The organism is Ensifer adhaerens (assembly GCF_028993555.1).
In the GTDB taxonomy this organism is placed as follows: domain Bacteria; phylum Pseudomonadota; class Alphaproteobacteria; order Rhizobiales; family Rhizobiaceae; genus Ensifer; species Ensifer adhaerens_I.
The window spans coordinates 934,293-952,953 of record NZ_CP118610.1 but is presented as its reverse complement, the minus strand read 5'-3'; the positions used below and the strand labels follow the sequence as shown (position 1 = coordinate 952,953).

The following is an 18,661-nucleotide window of genomic DNA, read 5'->3' as shown; positions in this document are numbered from 1 at the left end:
CGAGGTCCCCGCATTCCCGACCGATAAAACGGAAGGAGGAGCCCATGGGACTGAAGCACGCGGATATCACCGCTATCCTTGGCCCGGTCGACGAGACACTGATGGCCGAGCTGCTTGCGACGGGCGCGACGGCCGGCGAACTCGCCGAGGCCATCGCCTGGGTCAACAACGACGAGGCGCTGATCGGCGAAGGCCGCCACCTGCCGGCAGGCCGGGTTGCGGCGTTGATCGATATCCTGACGCCGGACAATGACGAGGAACAGGACTTCGCGACCTAGCCGAGAAGGCCCGAGGCTGCGCTTAAGGTTTTCGATTGCATGCAAGGTTGTCCCCCGCGCGGCGGGTGGCGGGAGCATGAGGCCACGTGTTTTGTGTTGAGGGAGGTCAACGATGGCAGCCAAGGAAGTCAAGTTCAGCAGCGATGCCCGCGACCGTATGCTGCGTGGTGTCGATATCCTCGCCGATGCCGTGAAGGTGACGCTCGGCCCAAAGGGGCGGAACGTGGTGATCGACAAGGCCTTTGGGGCACCGCGTGTCACCAAGGACGGCGTCTCCGTTGCCAAGGAGGTCGAACTCGAGGACAAGTTCGAAAATATGGGCGCACAGATGCTGCGTGAAGTGGCGTCACGCACAAGCGACGTCGCCGGCGACGGAACGACGACGGCCACGGTGCTTGCGCAAGCCATCGTCCGCGAAGGCGTCAAGGCAATCGCATCGGGCATGAACCCGATGGATCTCAAGCGCGGCATCGACCTCGCCGTGGAGGCGATCGTGGCGCAGCTGAAGATCCATGCCCGAAAGATCTCCAACAATGCGGAGATCGCTCAGGTCGGCACGATCTCGGCGAACGGAGACGAGGAAATCGGCAACTATCTGGCAAAGGCGATGGAACGCGTCGGCAACGAGGGCGTAATTACCGTCGAGGAGGCCAAGACCGCCGAGATCGAACTTGAGATCGTCGAGGGCATGCAGTTCGACCGCGGCTATCTCTCCCCCTATTTCATTACCGACCAGGAGAAGATGCGGGTCGAGTTCGAAGACCCGTACATTCTCATCCACGAGAAGAAACTCTCCAACCTCCAGGCCATGATCCCGATTCTCGAATCGGTGATCCAGGCGAGTCGTCCCTTGCTGATCATCGCCGAGGATGTGGAGGGCGAAGCGCTTGCCACGCTTGTCGTCAACAAGCTGCGCGGCGGTCTCAAGATCGCAGCGGTCAAGGCCCCCGGCTTCGGCGACCGGCGCAAGGCGATCCTCGAGGACATCGCCATCCTGACCGGCGGCACGGTCATTTCCGAGGATCTCGGCATCAAGCTTGAAAACGTGACGCTCGACACGCTCGGGCGCGCCAAGCGGGTGATGGTCGAGAAGGAAAACACCACGATCGTCGACGGCGCCGGGACGAAGGCGGATATCGGCGGACGTGTCAGCCAGATAAAGGCACAGATCGAGGAAACGACCTCCGACTACGATCGGGAAAAACTGCAGGAACGGCTCGCCAAACTGGCCGGCGGCGTTGCGGTGATCCGCGTCGGCGGTTCGACCGAAGTCGAAGTGAAAGAGAAGAAGGACCGGGTCGACGATGCCCTGCATGCGACACGGGCCGCGGTAGAGGAAGGCATTCTTCCGGGAGGCGGCGTCGCGCTGCTCAGGGTCGTGCACGCACTCGACGGGCTCAAGGCCGGCAATGACGATCAGCGCGTCGGCGTCGAGATCGTTCGGCGGGCGGTCGAGACGCCCGTGCGTCAGATTGCCGAGAACGCCGGCGCTGAAGGCTCTGTCATCGTCGGCAAGCTAAGGGAGAAGAGTGACTTTGCCCACGGCTGGAACGCCCAGACCGGAGAGTACGGCGATCTCTTCCGTATGGGCGTCATCGATCCCGCAAAGGTCGTGCGCGCGGCACTGCAGGATGCGGCTTCCGTCGCTGGTCTGTTGGTGACAACCGAAGCGATGGTCGCCGAAAAACCGAAGAAGAACGGCCCCACGCCTCCATCCGGTCCCGGCATGGACTTCTGACACGCGGGCTCTCCGCTCACGCGGAAGGATGCCGGTGACGCGCGACTTCGGCTATCGCCAGTTCGGCGATCTGAAGGAGTTCCGCTTTGCCGGCGCCATCCTGCGCCTGTACCGTCATGCCCTGGAGGATCGCGCCGACGAAGCGCGCAAGCCCTGCGACGTCCGTGTCCGCACGTAATTCCCCGTCGACAGCACCCTGCCTGAAGCGATCCTCCAGCAGCGCCAATGTTTCACTGCGCAGGGCGGAAACATGCTCTGCGATCGCCTGGTTCTCGACGGCACAGGTCAGGACCGCCGTTGAGATCATGCAGCCCTTCGGTCTGCCGGGGAGCGTGAACTCATGCGCAGAGGCGCGCAGCATCCTGCTGATCACCTCGACCACATGGCCGGCACCGGCGAGATTTCGGCCCGCGGCTGCGCCCTCCTCCCTCCGATACTGTTCGAGCGCCTCCCGATAGAGATCCGCCTTTGAGGTGAAGGCGGCGTAGAGGCTTTGCGGCGTTATTCCCATAGCCGCTGTGAGATCGGCGATCGAGGCCCCCTCGTAGCCGAGCCGCCAGAAGGTTTCTCCCGCTGCGGCCAAAACCACTTCGCGATCGAAAGCGCGTGGTCTTCCCCGGCGGCGAGCAAGGGATTCTGCGGATTCACTATTTTTCACAATGGTCACTCTAGAATTCTTTCAGACCTTGCCGTATTCAGGAATGGTCATTGTGATTATAGGAGGTTTTGCACGATGAGTCTCCACCTGAAAGGCGCAGCACTGCTGGCCCTCTTGCTCGCCTCTCCCGCACTCGCAGATGATCCGAGCGCGTCGCTCAAGGCGCGGCTCGACCCGGTGATCGACAGAGCGATCGCCGACAAACGCATCGTCGGGACAGTGATCCTCGTCGCTCGCGATGGAAAACCCGTCTATTCCCGCGCAGCAGGGCTTGCCGATCGCGAAGCAGGCCGCGCGATGAAGGAGGATGACATCTTCCGCTTCGCGTCCGTCACCAAGCCATTCGTGACCGCGGCCGCCATGCGCCTTGTCGAACAAGGACGGATCACGCTCGACGAGCCGGTCAGCAAGTGGCTGCCGGACTTCAAGCCAACATACAACGGCAGGCCGGCAACGATCCTCGTTCGTCATCTGCTCAACCATACCGCCGGGCTCGAATACGGCTTCTTTCAGCCGCCGGGTGGCAGCTATGGCAAGGCCGGCGTATCCGACGGTCTCGATCTCTCGGGCATCACGCTCGACGAGAACCTGAAACGCATTGCCAGCGTACCTCTGGCGTCTGAACCGGGAAAAACCTGGCGCTACTCGGTGGCGATCGACGTGCTTGGCGGCGTCATCGAGAAGGCCACCGGCAAGACGCTCGACAAGGCTGTCGACGAACTCGTCATTTCGCCTCTGGCCCTGGCTGACGCCGATTTTTCGACGAAGCCATCGGAAAGACTGACCGCCGCCTATTTCGATGGCGTGCCCGCCCCGACCCGCATGGAGGGAAGCATCGCGGTGCCGATCGGCGAAGGCAAACTGACCTTCTCGCCCGATCGCATCCTCGATGCCAAACAGTTCCCATCAGGTGGTGCGGGCATGGCGGGCACGGCTAAGGACGTGCTCACTTTCCTTGAAGCCATCCGCGAGGGCGGCGGTCCGATCCTGTCGGCAGAAACGGTGAAAACGATGATGCAGGACCAGACAGGTCCTGAGGCGCAGACGCAAGGCCCCGGCTGGGGTTTCGGCTACGGCTGGGCCGTGCTCGTCGATCCCGCGGCCGGCAGCACACCGCAGTCGAGAGGCACGATCCAGTGGGGCGGCGCCTACGGTCACAACTGGTTCGTCGATCCGGTCGAGAACATCACCGTCGTCGCCATGACGAACACGACCTTCGAGGGCATGTGGGGTCAATTCACCCGCGATGTCCGCGACGCGATCTACGCGAAGCCCTGAACCGGCCCGAACCGTAGATACGAAAAAGCCCGGCGGATCGCTCCGCCGGGCTTTTCGATTTCATCGGCCAGACTGACCTCAATCCTTCTTCTGCGGGATCGGGCGGATCGCCAGTTCGCGCAGCTGCGCTGGGGTCGCCTCGGACGGCGCGCCCATCAAGAGGTCGACGGCCTGCTGGTTCATCGGGAAGATCGAGATCTCGCGCAGGTTCCGGGCGCCGACGAGCAACATGACGATGCGGTCGATGCCAAACGCCATGCCGCCATGCGGAGGCGCGCCGTACTGGAAGGCGCGGTAGAGGCCGCCGAACTGATCTTCGACCTCCTGCTGCGACTTGCCGGTCAGCTCGAACGCCTTGACCATGACTTCCGGAAGCTGGTTACGGATCGAGCCCGAGGCGATTTCGAAGCCGTTGCAGACCATGTCGTACTGGTAGGCCTTGATCGACAGCGGGTCTTCGCCGTTGAGCGCTTCCAGGCCGCCCTGCGGCATCGAGAAGGGGTTGTGGGCGAAGTCGATCTTCTTTTCGTCTTCCAGCCATTCGTAGAACGGGAAGTCGACGATCCAGCAGAATTCGTAGCGGTCGCGGTCGACGAGGTTCAGCTCCTCGCCGGCGCGGGTACGGGCTTCGCCGGCAAACTTGTAGAACTTCGACGGATCGCCCGCGACGAAGAAGCAGGCGTCGCCATCGTCGAGACTAAGCTGCGTGCGGATCGCGTCGGTGCGCTCTTCGCCAATGTTCTTGGCGAGCGGGCCGGCGCCTTCGAGCTTTTCACCTTCCTTGCGCCAGAAGATGTAGCCGAGGCCGGGCTGGCCCTGGCTCTGGGCCCAGGCGTTCATGCGGTCACAGAAGGCACGCGAGCCGCCGGTCTTGGCCGGGATCGCCCAGACTTCGACCTTCGGGTTCGACGCGATCATGTTCGCGAAGACCTTGAAGCCGGAGCCGGCGAAGTGTTCGGTGACCGCCTGCATTTCGATCGGGTTGCGCAGGTCCGGCTTGTCGGAGCCATACTTGCGGATCGCCGTGTCGTAGGGAATGCGCGGGAACTTTTCGGTCACCGGCTTGCCATCGGCAAACTCGACGAAGATCTCGCGGATGACCGGCTCCATGGTCGACCAGACGTCTTCCTGCTCGACGAAGCTCATTTCGAGGTCGAGCTGGTAGAACTCGCCCGGCAGGCGGTCGGCGCGCGGGTCTTCGTCGCGGAAGCAGGGCGCGATCTGGAAGTAGCGGTCGAAGCCGGCAACCATCAGCAGCTGCTTGTACTGCTGCGGCGCCTGCGGCAGGGCATAGAAATTGCCGGGATGGATACGCGATGGCACCAGGAAGTCGCGCGCGCCTTCCGGCGACGACGCGGTCAGGATCGGAGTCGTGTATTCGGTAAAGCCGACTTCGCCCATGTGGCGGCGCATCGACGAAATGATCTGGGTGCGCTTGACGATGTTCTTGTGCAGCGTGTCGCGGCGCAGATCGAGGAAGCGGTACTTGAGACGCACGTCTTCCGGATAGTCGGGCTCGCCGAAGACCGGCAGCGGCAGTTCCTTGGCGGCCGAGAGAACCTCGATTTCCTGCGCGTAGAGCTCGATCTCGCCGGTCGGCATGCCCTTGTTGACCGTGTCTTCGGTGCGCGCCTTGACGAGACCGTCGATGCGGATCACCCACTCGCCGCGAACGGTTTCCGCGACCTTGAAGGCCGGGCTGTCCGGGTCGGCGACGACCTGGGTCAGGCCGTAGTGGTCGCGCAGGTCGATGAAGAGTACGCCGCCGTGGTCGCGGACGCGGTGGACCCAGCCCGAGAGGCGAACGGTGGAGCCGACGTCCGACTTGCGGAGGGCGGCACAGGTGTGGCTGCGGTAACGATGCATCGTCTTATCCCGGAATTGCGAAAGAGCCGCGCAGGCTCGTGGGACACGGCGCGCGGCACATGGTCAAAATCGGGCGGAAAAGCGCATGATGCGCCGGCTTTGTCAAGCCGCGCGACCGCCGCCGCCCGTGATGGAGATGCGTTCTAAACCAAGGAAACGGCCAGTCCAAGGCCGCTTGAGACAGAAGCAGGCCGAAATGCCGCGAAAAGAACGGCAATCGTCATAATTCGGGGCTGTCCGGCCACGGAATGCGGGGCTACACATTGGGAGGCCCCACAGTGATCCCCCGAGTCGCGGCCGCTTTCCCGGATGTCGCCTGCCCCATGTCTCAGATTCGCCCGCTCATTCCCCTCCTCGTCACCGCAGGCATCCTCATTGGCGGCAACGGCCTGCAGGGCACGTTCATCTCGCTGCGTGCGCTTGAGGAGGGTTTCTCGACGTCGCTGATCGGCGTCGTCGGAGCCGGTTACAATATCGGTTTTGCACTCGGCTGCGTCTATGTCACCCGCATGCTGCGCGCCATCGGCCACATCCGCACCTTTTCGGCCATGGCGGCAATTGCCTCCGCTGCGGCCATCTCAATGGTGCTGGTCATCAATCCGCTGATGTGGTTCCTGATGCGGCTTCTGGCCGGCATCTGTTTTGCCTGCCTGTTCGCGACCGTCGAAAGCTGGCTGAACGCGAGTGTCACCAATGCCAACCGGGCACGCACGCTTTCGGTCTATCGCCTCGTCGACCTCGGCTCGGTGACGGCGGCGCAATATGTCATCCCCGGCATCGGCCTCGAGGGCTTCGAACTCTTCGCCATCATCTCGATGGCGCTGACGCTCTCGCTGGTGCCGATCTCCTTTGCCGACCGTTCGAGCCCGGTCGCCCCGGAAGCGATCCGCTTCGACGTGAAGGCGCTCTGGAACATCTCGCCGCTTGCGACCGTCGGCTGCATCGTCGTCGGCCTGACGAACGCCGCCTTCCGCTCGCTCGGGCCGATCTATGCGCAAGGCATCGGCCTTTCGGTAACCGCGATCGCCACCTTCATGAGCGCCGGCATTATCGGCGGCGTCGTGCTGCAATACCCGCTCGGCCATTACTCCGACCGGATCGACCGCCGGCTGATCATCCTCATCGCCACATTCGGCTCGCTGCTTGCCGGACTGTTCCTCGCCTTTGGCGCCGGCAACGACGAATGGTTGAACTTTGCCGGCATCTTCCTCTTCGGCGCCTTCGCCATGCCGCTCTATTCGCTCTGCTCAGCGCATGCCAACGACCATGCGGCCGAGGGCCAGCACGCACTCGTTTCGGCCGGCATGCTGTTCTTCTGGTCGCTCGGCGCGATCATCGGGCCGCTGTTTGCCTCCTTCCTGCTCGAGATCTTCGGGCCGCAGGCGCTGTTCATCTACACAGCGGTGATCCTATTCCTGTTCATGCTCTACACCCTGCAACGCATGACGGCACGCGGACCCGTGCCTGCTGGAGCGCGCGCAATGCCGTTTCGCAACCTCTTGCGCACCTCATCTTTCTTCAACAAGCTCGCGGCCGGCAACAATCACAAGCGCAAGGACGGCTGAGCCTGCGGCAAGATGCGCGCAGTCCGGATAATTGCTGAACTCCACAATCAGGTTTAGAACCGGCGACAACACGAACAGCTACCGAGATTGCCGAAATGCCCGTCATCAGCCGCCGCACCTTCCTTCAAGGCTCCGCTGCCCTGGGAGGTGCTTTTGCCCTCGGCGCCGGCATGGCGGCCCGCGCCGGGGCTGCGCCGGATCCGCAGCTTCTGGCAGCGCGGCTGATCGATGCAAAGATCGCCAGCGACGGCATCACACCGAAAGTGATGACCTATGCATTGGGAGAGGCAGAAAACAGCGGCATGCCGCCCGTCCTGCGCATGCGCAGGGGTGAACCTTATGCCGCGCGTCTCATCAACCGGCTCGACGAGCCGACGACAGTGCACTGGCACGGACTTCGCATCGCCAACGCCATGGATGGCGTTCCTGAACTGACGCAACCCTATGTCTATCCGGGCGATCGTTTCGACTACGTCTTCACACCGCCGGATGCCGGTACCTTCTGGTACCACCCGCACTGCAACACGCTGACCCAGATGGGCAGCGGGCTCACCGGCGTGATCGTCGTCGAGAACCCCGACGATCCGGTCTTCGACGGCGAAATCGTTCTCAACCTCCGCGACTGGCGCCTTGGCACGGGTGGCGCATTCATCGATCCGTTCAAGCCGCGCGATGCTGCGCGTGGCGGGACCTATGGCACGGTGCGCACCGCCAACTGGCAGCAGGAACCGACTTATGACGCACCGGCCGGTGGGCTCATCCGCGTGCGCATCGCCGCAACCGACGTCACGCGCATCTACACGATCGGCCTCGATGGCGCTGAGGCGATGGTGATCGCGCTCGACGGAAACCCGGTCGACAAACCCTTTGCCCTCGACCGCTACGATTTCGGCCCAGGCCAGCGCGTCGACCTCGTCGTGCGCATGCCGGATGGCGAGGGCCAGACCGTTACGCTCGGCAACTTCCGTGGGTCCCATCCATGGACCATCGCGCGCTTCCGGGCGATCGGCGCGTCGCTGAAACGCGACCTCAAGGAGGTCGGCCCCCTGCCCGCCAACCCGATCGCCGAGGCGGACCTTTCCACCGCGACCCGCGTGCCGATCGAGCTGACGGCAACCGCCGAGCACAAGGCGGCTCCATCGATCTGCGGCTCGCTCGGCTATACGTTCTGGGCGATCAACAAAGTGCCGTGGCCGGGCGACACGCCCGACCCGATTGCGCCGATCGAGGAAATGAAGCTCGGCAAGAGCTACGTGCTGCAGGTCGCCAATCGGACGCCGCACGCCCATCCGATCCATCTGCACGGATTGAGCTTCCGCATTCTCAACTCCAACAAACGGACGTTCCTGCCGCCGCCGACCGATACGATTCTGCTTTTACCCGACGAACAGGCGGAAGTGGCGCTGGTAGCAGACAATCCCGGTGACTGGGTCGTCCATTGCCACATCATCGAGCACCAGAAGACCGGCATGACGGGTTATTTCAAGATCGTCTGAGATTTCGATTGTGACAGATGGCGCGACGGGCTACACGAAAATGCAAGCCGCATTTTTGCCACAGTGATTTAAATCTGATGATTGAAACAACCGCAGACCTTGAGGCCGCCTGCCAGCAGCTGGCCCTTTCAAATTATATTACGATCGATACTGAATTTCTGCGCGAGACGACCTTCTGGCCTGAGCTCTGCCTGATCCAGATGGCGAGCCCGGATCTTGCCGTCATCGTCGACCCGATGGCCAAAGGCATCGACCTTTCGCCCTTCTTTGCGCTGATGGCCAATCCGGAAGTCATCAAGGTGTTCCATGCCGCGCGTCAGGACATCGAGATCATCTTCCATCTCGGCAACCTCATTCCGCACCCGATCTTCGACACGCAGGTCGCGGCCATGGTTTGCGGCTTCGGCGACAGTGTTTCCTATGACCAGCTCGTCAACCGCGTGACGGGCACGCAAATCGACAAGTCGTCGCGCTTTACCGACTGGAGCCGCCGGCCGCTGACCGACAAGCAGCTCGACTATGCGCTCGCCGACGTCACGCATCTGCGCGACATCTACAAGTACCTGGCGGCAGAGCTGGAACGCGAGGGCCGGTCGTTGTGGCTGACCGAGGAGATGGCGATCCTCGAGGCGCGCGACACCTACGACCTGCACCCTGATGACGCCTGGCAGCGCCTCAAGATGCGCGTCAAGAAACCGATCGAACTCGCCGTCCTCAAGACCGTCGCTGCCTGGCGCGAACGCGAGGCGCGTGCCCGCAACGTGCCACGTGGCCGCATCCTGAAAGACGACGCCATCTACGAGATTGCCCAGCAGCAGCCGAAGGACACAGAAGCCTTGGCACGGCTTCGAACCATTCCCAAGGGCTGGGAACGCTCCAGCGCCGGAACTGCAGTCATCGAGGCGGTCAACGAGGCGCTTGCGATCCCGAAGGCCGATCTGCCGAAGCTGCCGCGCCAAAGCCATACGCCGGAAGGCGCCGCTGCCGCAGGCGAAATGCTGAAGGTGCTTTTGAAGCTCATCGCCGAAAAACAGGGCGTGGCCGCGAAAATCATCGCCAACAGCGACGATCTCGACAAGATCGCTGCCGAAGGCGAGAAAGCCGATGTCGGTGCGCTCAAGGGCTGGCGGCGCGAACTCTTCGGCGAAACCGCGCTGAAGCTGATCAGCGGCGAAGTGGCTCTTCGTTTCGTCGACAAGAAGATCGAGGCGGTGGAGCTAGGCAGCTAGATCACGCTTGCGACAGGCGACAAACGGTATCGGGCGGAGTCAAGTTTCCGCCCGAATCCGGCTCTAGCTGAAAGCCCGGCGGAACAGAATCACCGTCATCTTGAACGAAGGTGACCAAGCGTGGAAGCGCGGCAACGTTGCGTGCCGACTGACACGTATGCCGCTTCTTCCGTACCGGGGCTTCCTATGCGTTGGCGCTTCTCCACTTTCGAAGGACTTCTGCTGCTGCTCGTCATCGCGGGCGCAGGCGCGGCCTACGCATGGGTTTTCTATGGAAAGGGCGCCCTGATCGGCGCCACCTACGCGCTCTTCATGTGCCTGCCGATCATCGCGTTTGAGCGACGCGTCATCTTTCGGCGGCTCAATCGGCGGATCCACGCCTTCTCCACGCCCGTCTTCTTCGTCGCCTCGCTCGCGATCTATTTCGTGCTTCTCGACATCGGCTACGCCGCGGCCGGCCTGATCATGCAGACAGGCGGCGTCATGGACGACACCTGGATGGAGGCGATGACACCGTCCAAGACGGTGCTCATCTTCGCCTTGGGCATCTCCGGTTCCCTGGTCTTCATCCTTAGGGTTCGCGAACTCCTGGGTCGCGATGTCTTTCTGAGCCTGCTGACGGGCCGGTACCGCAACCCGATCCAGGAAGAGCGCGTCTTCCTGTTCGTCGACCTCGCCGGCTCGACCTCCTACGCCGAGAAACATGGCGACCTCCGGATGCAGGAATATCTCGGACGGCTGTTCGCAACGATCGCCGACCCCGTGCTGCGCTATCGTGGATCGATAGACGACTATGTGGGCGACGCTGCCGTCATCACATGGCCATTCGACCGGGCCACCAACAATGCGGCCTGCATCCATTGCGTCTTCGACATCCTGGAACTCATCGATGCGGAGGCGCACCGCTGGCAGAAGGAATTCGGCGAGGTCCCGCGCCTGCGCGCCGCCCTTCATGGCGGCACTATCGTCGCCGCCGAAATCGGCCTCGACAGGCACAAGATCACCTACTTCGGCGATACGGTGAACACCACCGCCCGGCTGGAAGGCTTTTGCAAGACACTCGGCCACCAGGTGCTGATCTCCACCGACCTCGCCCGCAAGATGCGGCTGCCGCATTATGTCCGGGTCGAGGATCTCGGCGAACATGCGGTCAAGGGCCGCGGCCAAAAGCTCGGCGTTCTGGCGCTGCGTGTGGGAGGTTCAACGCCTGCCCTTGCGCCCAGTGCTGCGGAATAGACCTGCCAGGACGCTGTGATGAACGATCTTCATTACACAGACCCCACTCTCGCAGCGCTCTACGACCTCAACTGCGGCTGGTCTGTCGACCGGGACTTCTACCTGGCGCTTGCGGGTAACGGCCGGAAGCGGATTCTCGATCTCGGCTGCGGTACCGGCCTTCTCTGCGACGCCTATGCCGCGCGCGGCCACGATGTTGCCGGAGCCGATCCGGCAGACGCGATGCTCGCTATCGCGCGGCGGAAGCCGCACGGCTCCAAGGTCGACTGGCACCTGTCGTCCGCCCAGATGTTCCGCTCGAAGAAGCGCTTCGATCTCATCGTCATGACAGGCAATGCCTTTCAGACGCTCCATGAAGAAACGGACATAGCCGGAACCTTCGCGACGATGCGGGATCATCTGGTCGACGGCGGGACGGTCGCCTTCGAGACCCGCAACCCTGCCATCGATTGGGCTGCCGTCTGGAACTATGACGCCGACCTGCAACTCGAAGGTACACCCGTCCGGGAATCGCGGCGGATCCTGCGCCGGGACGGAAGGCGCCTGTCGTTCGAACTGCGCTACGGTTTTCCAGACAGGGAACTTGTTTCCAAGAGTGAAATATCCTTCTACTCGCGCTCAGAGATCGTCGAGCAACTGGTGGCTGCCGGTCTGCGTGTGCGGCAGGTCTGCGGCGCCTGGGACTGGACGCCCTTCGATGAAGGCTCGTCGAGGGAGATGATCTTCATCGTCGGCGGGTAGCCGTTCATCCGTGAAGTTTTGCACCTTTGGTGATCTTGTCGACCAGCTTCTTGTCCGCGTGGATGGCTATGCCGGCGACCGCCGCATCATCCGGGCTGGTCTCGGCGAAAACCGCGCGATTGGCATTGTCGTGACCGGTGGCAAACATCTCGTCGACATAGATCGAGGCTCGTACCTCTCTTTCGATCGCACGCCGTTGAATGTTGCCGAGCGTCTTCCCATCTGCGGCCAGGACGATGATCGGTTGGACGCTCAGGGCGTTGTAGACGTTGCCGGCGCCATCGCGATAATCTTCACCGATGATATCGGGCTTCTGCCCGGCAATACCGGTGGCGAGGAAGGCGGTGACGTTCAGCTTCTGCCAGGTTGCCAGGTCTTCGCGCAATACGATCGCAAATTTGGTATCGAACATGACGGTCATCTCCATTTCAGCCCGACAGGGCGTACCGGAAGACGCATTATCGGAAGGTGCTGCGATTGATCTTGAACGATTGTGCGGGACACCCGGCGACGGTATTCGGGTCGCTCCGGCCGTCGATGGCATCGAGCGCATCGAAGCCCGCCTGCATGGAAAATTCTTCGAACCACACCGCCACGACACCTATGCGATCGGCGTGACGCTCGGCGGCGTCCAGACGTTCCAGTACCGCGGCGAAAGCCGCTTCAGCAAACCCGGAAGTATTATCATCCTCCACCCGGACGAGATCCACGATGGCGGCGCGGGAACCGAGACGGGGCTACGCTACAGGATGATGTATCTGCAGCCGGAGCGCTTGCTCGCAGCGCTCGACGAAAGACGGCGCGCCCTGCCCTTCGTCGCAGCGCCCGTGGTGGGTGACGAGACGCTGCGGCAGGCGGTCGGCGAGGCCGTCATGGACCTCGACAACGGTATCGACGAGCTGGCGCTCGACGACATCCTCGTGCGGATCGCCGAGGGCCTCTACCGGCATGCCGGCGCCAAGGACATCAACCCCGGAAAGGCCGACAAGCATACCGTTCTGCAGGCGACCGAATACCTTCGCGCCAATCTTGAACGATCCGTGGGCTCCCAGGAACTCGAAGTGGTCAGCGGGCTCGATCGCTTCACGCTGGCGAGGCAGTTCCGTAAAGTTCTCGGCACAAGCCCACATCGCTATCTCCTGATGCGCCGATTGGAGCGCGCCCGGCAGATGATTGCCAGGGGAGAAAGTCTTGCAGGTGCGGCGCTCGAAACCGGCTTTGCGGACCAGGCGCATTTCACCCGCCATTTCAAGCGCGCCTACGGCATCACGCCCGGGCGCTGGGCAAGCCTCGCCATTGCCGGCTGAGCCTGTCACCAAAGCTTCATCGCCCTGTAAGGCAAGCATCACCCAACCGTCATCAAAGCCGCCTATCGGATGGCCGTCTTTGGCTTCCAACCCATGGTGACTTTCATGACGAAAACGCTTCTCGCCACCGCGGCACTCTCTCTTTTGATGACGATGGCCGCCTCGGCCGAGGAAAAGTCCTTCACCGCGACCCTGAAGGGTCACGCGATCCTGCCGGCGAACACGATCATCGCGGCTCCTTCCGACGCACCAGAATACCTGAAGACTTCGGGCAAATTCACCACTGCGGACCGCAAGCGCGCCGAGGCACTCGGCACCGTGCCCGGCAAGGACGGCGTTCGTCCGACCGGCCTGTCGCTGCCCTTCGACGGACAGCCGATGCAGGGTTTCTCCGGCATCAAGGCGTTGGAAGACGGCACCTTTTGGAGCCTCTCCGACAATGGTTTCGGCAACAAGCTGAACTCCACCGACGCCATGCTGATGCTGCATCACGTCAAGATGGACTGGGACGCCGGCAAGGTCGAGGCACTGAAGACGCTGTTTTTGACTGACCCGGACAAGAAGGCGCCTTTCCCGATCGTCATGGAAGGTTCCGACAAGCGTTATCTCACCGGCGCTGACTTCGACTTCGAATCGATCCAGCCGGTTGCCGACGGCTTCTGGGTTGGCGAGGAGTTTGGTCCGTACATTCTCAAGTTCGACCTCGAAGGCAAGCTGACGGACGTGATTGCGACCACTGTCGACGGCAAGCCGGTCCTGTCACCCGACAATCCAACGCTGACACTGCAGGCCGATCCGTCGAAGAAGACGCCCGCTTTCAACCTGAAGCGTTCCGGCGGCTATGAAGGCATGGCCCTTTCGAAGGACGGCTCCAAGCTCTACGGTCTGCTCGAAGGCCCGCTCTGGACCGACAGCGAGACGGTCGAGCAGGCCGAGGGTCGGCCGGCGCTGCGCATCATCGAACTCGATGTCGCCAGCAAGGCGTGGACCGGCCGCAGCTGGCTCTATCCGCTTGCCGAAGGGGGCGAAGCGATCGGCGACTTCAACATGCTCGACGACAGAACAGCACTGGTGATCGAGCGCGACAACGGCGCCGGCACGGTCGACAAGGCCTGCGCCGATCCGAAGGACCCGAAGCCGGACTGCTTTGCCACCGGCTCCAAGGTCAAGCGCATCTACAAGATCGCCTTCGACGACAGCAATGTCGGCAAGGCCGTGCGCAAGATCGGCTACATCGATCTCTTGAAGATCGCCGACCCGGACAACAAGAAGCGCCAGGGCGGCGGCGAAGGCTTCTACGACATGCCCTTCGTCACCATCGAGAACGTCGACCGCGTCGATGAGACCCATATCATCGTCGGCAACGACAACAACCTGCCGTTCTCGGCCGGCCGCGCGCTCGACAAGGCCGACGACAACGAATTCGTGCTGCTCGAAGTCGGCGACTTTCTGAAGGCCGAGTAATCAAAAAAGGCGCGCAGGCTTGAGCTTGCGCGCCTTTTTAGTTCCAAGCGTTCTGAGCTCAGCTCTCGAAGTGGAAAGCGAGCCTCTTGCCGGTGAGCTTGCCGAGTTGCTGCAGGCGCCCGTCGAGCCGCTCGCCGGCGAACTCCGAGTAGGCGGCCGGAACGACGATTTCGAGATCCACGTCCGGCTGGGACGACTTGCGGAACGTCAGGTTCTGCGCAATCCCCGGCATCGACGCCGAGAACAGGTAGGCGACACGCAGCAGACCACCGAGCAGCTTTGCCAGTTCGAGCAAGCGCGGTGTGGTGATGCCGGCAAGCGCGTTCGTGGCGCCGTCATCGTTCAGCCCTTCGAAGCGGTAGTAGTTGGCGAGCGCGATATAGGCGCGGCCTGCATGCGTGATACCGGAGAAGGTCGAATGGGCGATGATGTTCAGCGCCTGCAGGCCGCGATAATCCGGATGTGCGCGCCAGCTGATATCGGCGAGAAGGCACGCTGCCTGGCGATAACGGCTCTCCTCCTCGGTTTCCTCGATGCCGAAGAACGGCACCATACGGCCGGTCCAATCGGCAAGTTCGCGGGCGTGCTCGGGCGAGCGGGCGCGCAGGATGGCGATTTCGTTCGCCGCCGTCAGCAGCGGATCCTGGGCGCGTTCCTCGTCCTTCAGCAACGAGAACAGATAGCCTTCGCGCACGCCGAGTGCCGAGAACGAAATCCGCTCCGGCTTCATGATCGACAGCGCCTCCTGCATGGCGATCGCCCCGAACGGCAGCAGGCTGCGGCGGCTCTTCGAGATCGTCGAATAGGCCGAGGGCTTGATGTTTTTCGGCTCGATCACTTCAGGCAGCAGCGCCATCGCCTCGTCGAAGGAAATTTCGTAGCCCTGCATCATGTGCAGCGGATAGTCGCGGATCTCCATGTGCAGCTTGGCGATCGAGCGCCAGGTACCGCCGACGGCATAGAAGGTTCGGCCCGTTCCGGTTCTCAGGACAGCCGAGTTCTTCATGAACTTGCGCACCCAGGTGCGTGCTTTCGTCAGCGAGCCATTGCTGTGTTCGAACAGGCGGATACCCCCGAGAGGTAGGGTGATGCCCTTGCCGATCTTGGTGCCCGAGACATCGACGAGTTCAAGCGAACCACCGCCAAGGTCGCCAACGACACCGTCGGGGTCGTAATAGCCGCTGACGATACCCATGGCGGAATAATAGGCCTCCTCCTCGCCGGTGAGGATGCGGACCTTGTGACCGAGGATCGCCTCCGCCTTCTCGATAAAGGCCGGGCCGTTGCTCGCCTCGCGCGCAGCGGCCGTGGCGAGCACATACATGGACGTGGCACGCGCCTGCTTCGAGAGCGCATGGAAGCGATGCAGCGCCTTGAGCGCACGCTCGACGCTTTCTTCGTCCATGCGTCCGGTAGCGTCGATGCCCTTGCCGAGACCGCACATCACCTTTTCGTTGAACAGCATGGCCGGCGAGCGGCTCAGGCCTTCATAGACGACAAGGCGGATGGAGTTCGAACCGATATCGACAACGGAAACCGGGCGGATGCCGGGCAAACGCCCCTGCGCTTCAGATTCGACCATGCAATTCCAGTTTATTTGTGCCAGCCGCTCTTCCAGCCGGCAATGAGCTTCGGTGCGCTGGACTTCAGGGCCTCACCCCGGCCGGAGAGGCTGGGATTGGTCATGAAATAGTGCTGTGCGTTGAAAGGCTCGGCGTCCTTGCCGACTTCCATCCGGCGAGAGGTGCCATCAGGAAGAATTTCGTAGCTCTGCTGGTTGTCGATGAGATTGCCCAGCATGATCTGCGACAGAACCTGTTCGTGCACAGTCCGGTTGATGAGAGGCACGAGCGTCTCGACCCGCCGATCCAGATTGCGCGGCATCATATCCGCCGAGCCGATATAGACAAGGGCATTTTCCGATGGAAGCCCATGGCCATTGCCAAAGCAGAATATGCGGGAATGTTCGAGGAAACGACCGACGATGGACTTGACACGGATATTGTCTGACAGACCCGGGACCTGCGGACGAAGGCAGCAGATGCCGCGCACCACGAGGTCGATCTCGACGCCGGCGCGGCTGGCCTTGTAGAGCGCGTCGATGATTTCCGGATCGACGAGCGAATTCATCTTCATCCAGATCGCTGCCGGGCGCCCGGCCTTGGCATGCTCGATCTCTTCATCCACGTGCTTGAGGATGCGCGGGCGCAGCGTGTGCGGCGAAACCGCCAGCTTCATGCCGGCCTCCGGCTCACCATAGCCGGTGATGAAGTTGAAGATGTTCGCCATGTCGTGGGCGATCACCGGATTGCAGGTGAAGAACGACAGGTCGGTGTATATCTTCGCCGTCACCGGATGGTAGTTGCCGGTGCCGAGGTGGCAGTAGGTCCTGAGCTTGCCTTCCTCGCGCCGCACCACCATCGACATCTTGGCGTGGGTCTTGAGTTCGATGAAGCCGAAGACGACCTGCACGCCGGCGCGTTCGAGGTCGCGCGCCCAGCGAATATTGGCCTCCTCGTCGAAACGGGCCTTGAGCTCGACCAGCGCCGTCACCGACTTGCCGGCCTCGGCCGCGTCGATCAACGCGCGCACGATCGGGCTGTCATTCGAGGTGCGATAGAGCGTCTGCTTGATGGCAACGACATCCGGATCGCGCGCCGCCTGCAAGAGGAACTGCACGACAACGTCGAAGGATTCATAGGGGTGGTGGACCACCATGTCCTTTTCGCGGATCGCAGCCAGGCAATCGCCGGCGTGTTCGCGTACCCGCTCTGGAAAGCGCGGATTGTAGGGCTCGAAGCGCAGATCGTCCCGCGGCGCCTTGGTGATCTCCGAAAGCGTGTTGAGCGCCAGCAGGCCCGGCAACACGGCGATGCGGTTTTCCGGGACGCCGAGCTCCTGCACGACGAACTGGCGCAGCGATGCCGGCATTTCCGAATCGGTCTCGATGCGGATCACCGAACCGCGGCGGCGGCGCTTCAGAGCGGTTTCGAAGAAGCGCACCAGATCTTCGGCCTCTTCTTCCACTTCGATATCGCTGTCGCGGATGATGCGGAAGGTACCGGAACCCTTGACCTCGTAGCCGGGGAACAGCCGGTCGATGAACTGGCTGACCATATCTTCGAGCGTAATGTAGCGGATGACGTTCTTGACATCCGGCAGCCGGATGAAGCGATCGAGCGCGACCGGCAGGCGCAAGAGCGCCGTCATCGGCTCGCGACCGGTCTTGCTGACGAGCTGCAGGCCCATCGAGAAGCCGAGGTTCGGAATGAACGGGAACGGGTGGGCCGGGTCGATCGAAAGCGGCGTCAGCACAGGGAAAATCGACTGGTCGAATTCGTTGGCAAGCCAGCTCTTGTCCTGCGCCGACAGCGATGCCGGGCGGACGATCAAGATGTCTTCCTTGGCGAGATACTGCTGCAGGACGGCAAGCGAGGCCTGCTGCTCCATCTGCAGGTTGTCGATTTCCTTCAAGATGTCTTCGAGCTGTTCGACTGGCGTCTTGCCATCGGGCGAGCGCATGGAAAGGCCCTGGCGCACCTGGCCTTCCAGGCCCGCGACGCGCACCATGAAAAATTCGTCGAGGTTGGCAGCAGAGATCGACAGGAAGCGAATGCGCTCCAGCAGCGGATGCGCCGTGTTCAACGTTTCTTCGAGCACGCGACGATTGAACTGCAGCCAGGAGAATTCGCGATTGATGAAGCGCTGCGGGCTGGTCAGCAGGTCGACATCTTCCGCCGCTGCCTGATTTTCGTTCACCGCCGATACCGCGTTATCCATGCCCATTCGATCCCATTGCTCCGGC

15 protein-coding genes are annotated in these 18,661 nt (G+C 62.4%); 10 read left to right on the top strand and 5 right to left on the bottom strand.

Translation table 11 applies throughout. The annotated features are described in order from the left end of the window. Positions 1-44 precede the first annotated feature (44 nt). Positions 45-278, top strand: a complete 234-nt coding sequence (locus tag PWG15_RS04525) for a hypothetical protein (RefSeq protein ID WP_275023316.1) — start codon at positions 45-47, stop codon at positions 276-278. Between the two features lie 112 nt (positions 279-390). Continuing rightward, positions 391-2,016, top strand: a complete 1,626-nt coding sequence (gene groL, locus PWG15_RS04520; RefSeq protein WP_275023315.1) for a chaperonin GroEL — start codon at positions 391-393, stop codon at positions 2,014-2,016. 16 nt (positions 2,017-2,032) lie between these two features. On the opposite strand, the gene PWG15_RS04515 is transcribed toward groL, so the two are convergent. Further along, positions 2,033-2,683, bottom strand: coding sequence for a TetR/AcrR family transcriptional regulator (locus PWG15_RS04515; RefSeq protein WP_275023314.1), 651 nt, complete (start codon positions 2,681-2,683; stop codon positions 2,033-2,035). Positions 2,684-2,749: 66 nt separating this feature from the next. Here PWG15_RS04515 and PWG15_RS04510 point away from each other — a divergent pair, with 66 nt between their 5' ends. After that, the gene (locus PWG15_RS04510) at positions 2,750-3,952 is read left to right on the top strand and encodes a serine hydrolase domain-containing protein (RefSeq protein WP_275023313.1); all 1,203 of its coding nucleotides are present in this window, start codon (positions 2,750-2,752) and stop codon (positions 3,950-3,952) included. 78 nt (positions 3,953-4,030) lie between these two features. On the opposite strand, the gene aspS is transcribed toward PWG15_RS04510, so the two are convergent. Next, positions 4,031-5,818 carry an aspartate--tRNA ligase gene (gene aspS / locus PWG15_RS04505; RefSeq protein ID WP_275023312.1) on the bottom strand — a complete coding sequence of 596 codons (1,788 nt, stop codon included), beginning with the start codon at positions 5,816-5,818 and terminating at the stop codon, positions 4,031-4,033. Between the two features lie 323 nt (positions 5,819-6,141). Between aspS and PWG15_RS04500 the strand changes: the two genes are divergently transcribed. From PWG15_RS04500 to PWG15_RS04480, 5 genes are all read left to right on the top strand, one after another. After that, positions 6,142-7,383: an MFS transporter gene (locus PWG15_RS04500; protein ID WP_275023311.1), complete on the top strand. Its 1,242-nt coding sequence runs from the start codon at positions 6,142-6,144 to the stop codon at positions 7,381-7,383. A gap of 95 nt (positions 7,384-7,478) precedes the next feature. After that, positions 7,479-8,879, top strand: a complete 1,401-nt coding sequence (locus tag PWG15_RS04495; RefSeq protein ID WP_275023310.1) for a multicopper oxidase family protein — start codon at positions 7,479-7,481, stop codon at positions 8,877-8,879. A 77-nt stretch (positions 8,880-8,956) separates the two neighbouring features. Continuing rightward, entirely contained in the window at positions 8,957-10,108 is a 1,152-nt protein-coding gene (gene rnd / locus PWG15_RS04490) for a ribonuclease D (protein WP_275023309.1), read from the top strand. Between the two features lie 186 nt (positions 10,109-10,294). Continuing rightward, positions 10,295-11,344 carry an adenylate/guanylate cyclase domain-containing protein gene (locus tag PWG15_RS04485; RefSeq protein ID WP_275023308.1) on the top strand — a complete coding sequence of 350 codons (1,050 nt, stop codon included), beginning with the start codon at positions 10,295-10,297 and terminating at the stop codon, positions 11,342-11,344. Positions 11,345-11,362: 18 nt separating this feature from the next. After that, the gene (locus tag PWG15_RS04480; protein WP_275023307.1) at positions 11,363-12,085 is read left to right on the top strand and encodes a class I SAM-dependent methyltransferase; all 723 of its coding nucleotides are present in this window, start codon (positions 11,363-11,365) and stop codon (positions 12,083-12,085) included. A gap of 4 nt (positions 12,086-12,089) precedes the next feature. Here PWG15_RS04480 and PWG15_RS04475 read toward each other — a convergent pair whose 3' ends face one another. Further along, positions 12,090-12,497, bottom strand: coding sequence for a PTH2-like family protein (locus tag PWG15_RS04475; RefSeq protein ID WP_275023306.1), 408 nt, complete (start codon positions 12,495-12,497; stop codon positions 12,090-12,092). Here PWG15_RS04475 and PWG15_RS04470 point away from each other — a divergent pair. Both PWG15_RS04470 and PWG15_RS04465 read left to right on the top strand, forming a co-directional pair. Further along, entirely contained in the window at positions 12,496-13,392 is an 897-nt protein-coding gene (locus PWG15_RS04470) for an AraC family transcriptional regulator (RefSeq protein WP_275023305.1), read from the top strand. The genes PWG15_RS04475 and PWG15_RS04470 overlap by 2 nt on opposite strands. A 105-nt stretch (positions 13,393-13,497) precedes the next feature. Beyond that, positions 13,498-14,856, top strand: a complete 1,359-nt coding sequence (locus PWG15_RS04465) for an esterase-like activity of phytase family protein (RefSeq protein WP_275023304.1) — start codon at positions 13,498-13,500, stop codon at positions 14,854-14,856. Between the two features lie 58 nt (positions 14,857-14,914). On the opposite strand, the gene ppx is transcribed toward PWG15_RS04465, so the two are convergent. Together ppx and PWG15_RS04455 are read right to left on the bottom strand one after the other, a co-directional pair. Next, positions 14,915-16,438, bottom strand: coding sequence for an exopolyphosphatase (ppx, locus tag PWG15_RS04460; RefSeq protein WP_275023303.1), 1,524 nt, complete (start codon positions 16,436-16,438; stop codon positions 14,915-14,917). 11 nt (positions 16,439-16,449) lie between these two features. Beyond that, positions 16,450-18,636, bottom strand: a complete 2,187-nt coding sequence (locus PWG15_RS04455) for an RNA degradosome polyphosphate kinase (RefSeq protein ID WP_275023302.1) — start codon at positions 18,634-18,636, stop codon at positions 16,450-16,452. Between the last annotated feature and the right edge of the window lie 25 nt (positions 18,637-18,661).

Bases quoted from the DNA above. Each gene is read 5' to 3' on its own strand.
- rnd (WP_275023309.1), top strand. From the start codon at position 8,957: ATGATTGAAACAACCGCAGACCTTGAGGCCGCCTGCCAGCAGCTGGCC.
- PWG15_RS04500 (WP_275023311.1), top strand. From the start codon at position 6,142: ATGTCTCAGATTCGCCCGCTCATTCCCCTCCTCGTCACCGCAGGCATC.
- PWG15_RS04475 (WP_275023306.1), bottom strand. From the start codon at position 12,497: ATGTTCGATACCAAATTTGCGATCGTATTGCGCGAAGACCTGGCAACC.
- PWG15_RS04480 (WP_275023307.1), top strand. From the start codon at position 11,363: ATGAACGATCTTCATTACACAGACCCCACTCTCGCAGCGCTCTACGAC.
- PWG15_RS04465 (WP_275023304.1), top strand. From the start codon at position 13,498: ATGACGAAAACGCTTCTCGCCACCGCGGCACTCTCTCTTTTGATGACG.
- ppx (WP_275023303.1), bottom strand. From the start codon at position 16,438: ATGGTCGAATCTGAAGCGCAGGGGCGTTTGCCCGGCATCCGCCCGGTT.
- PWG15_RS04470 (WP_275023305.1), top strand. From the start codon at position 12,496: ATGACGGTCATCTCCATTTCAGCCCGACAGGGCGTACCGGAAGACGCA.
- PWG15_RS04485 (WP_275023308.1), top strand. From the start codon at position 10,295: ATGCGTTGGCGCTTCTCCACTTTCGAAGGACTTCTGCTGCTGCTCGTC.
- PWG15_RS04455 (WP_275023302.1), bottom strand. From the start codon at position 18,636: ATGGATAACGCGGTATCGGCGGTGAACGAAAATCAGGCAGCGGCGGAA.
- groL (WP_275023315.1), top strand. From the start codon at position 391: ATGGCAGCCAAGGAAGTCAAGTTCAGCAGCGATGCCCGCGACCGTATG.
- PWG15_RS04525 (WP_275023316.1), top strand. From the start codon at position 45: ATGGGACTGAAGCACGCGGATATCACCGCTATCCTTGGCCCGGTCGAC.
- aspS (WP_275023312.1), bottom strand. From the start codon at position 5,818: ATGCATCGTTACCGCAGCCACACCTGTGCCGCCCTCCGCAAGTCGGAC.
- PWG15_RS04510 (WP_275023313.1), top strand. From the start codon at position 2,750: ATGAGTCTCCACCTGAAAGGCGCAGCACTGCTGGCCCTCTTGCTCGCC.
- PWG15_RS04495 (WP_275023310.1), top strand. From the start codon at position 7,479: ATGCCCGTCATCAGCCGCCGCACCTTCCTTCAAGGCTCCGCTGCCCTG.